Source organism: Xenorhabdus griffiniae, from assembly GCF_001028135.1.
Lineage (GTDB): Bacteria > Pseudomonadota > Gammaproteobacteria > Enterobacterales > Enterobacteriaceae > Xenorhabdus > Xenorhabdus bakwenae.
In genome coordinates, this window is the sequence record NZ_LDNM01000203.1 from 1 (window position 1) to 758 (window position 758).

Below are 758 nucleotides of genomic sequence, written 5' to 3' on the forward strand. Positions count from 1 at the left end.
GTCAGTGTTGATGTCACCACAGACGATAACTGCCGGGCGACCATTGTTTTTGCCGCTTCGTTGGGTGACTGCGATTGAGTCAGTTGCCCCCATTGGGTGGTGATTTCGGCCAGGGTGTGCTCATGCTGATCCGGGTTTGGCACTTCCGGCATGGCCTGACCGGGAAAACTGAGTGACAGGCTTAACAGGCCGATAATCGAAGAGTTTCCCCTGCTGAACCGACGGGACTGGACTTTTTGCACCACAGATTGTGACCCTTTTCATTCATGCTGAAAGGGGTAACATGCAGAAAAAGCGCGTTAAATACTGCACTTAATTCTTTTTCCCATGGTGAAAATTACCTGAATCAGCGGTGAACAGGAATCCCGTTAAATGTATGCGTACAGCACTGACACTGAATAGGAATATCATTTGCTGACAAATGCGGATTCACCTTCCTTAAAAAGCCTGATTTATCGACGAACAGCCCGTTGTAATAACTGGATTCACCACAGCGGATATAATCTCTTTGTTCATGCTCATGTAACGCCACTATCCAAAATAAAGGTTCTGGACTGTCCAGTCGCTGAACGGCTTCACTGTGAACCGCATCCCATTTTTCACCGACTTTACTCAATAAAAACATAAAAAGTGGCGTGTAATCTAAGCCGCGTCTTTGCCTGCCTTTCATAGACAGAAAGTAGGGCATATCCTCCCTGATTAATTTTTGTTTGGCTCGCTCCCATCGATATTCACCGCCATGATGAAAAACGAAATGG

The 758-nt window shown here is 46.4% G+C and carries 2 protein-coding genes; both read right to left on the reverse strand.

Going from position 1 to position 758, the window contains the following annotated elements; genetic code table 11:
• Positions 1 to 245: hypothetical protein (locus AAY47_RS19700; RefSeq protein ID WP_047772085.1), on the reverse strand; the 245-nt coding region annotated here is incomplete at its 3' end.
• 101 nt (positions 246 to 346) lie between these two features.
• Positions 347 to 758 (reverse strand): hypothetical protein (locus AAY47_RS19705; RefSeq protein WP_047772086.1); only part of this gene is annotated, 412 nt, incomplete at its 5' end.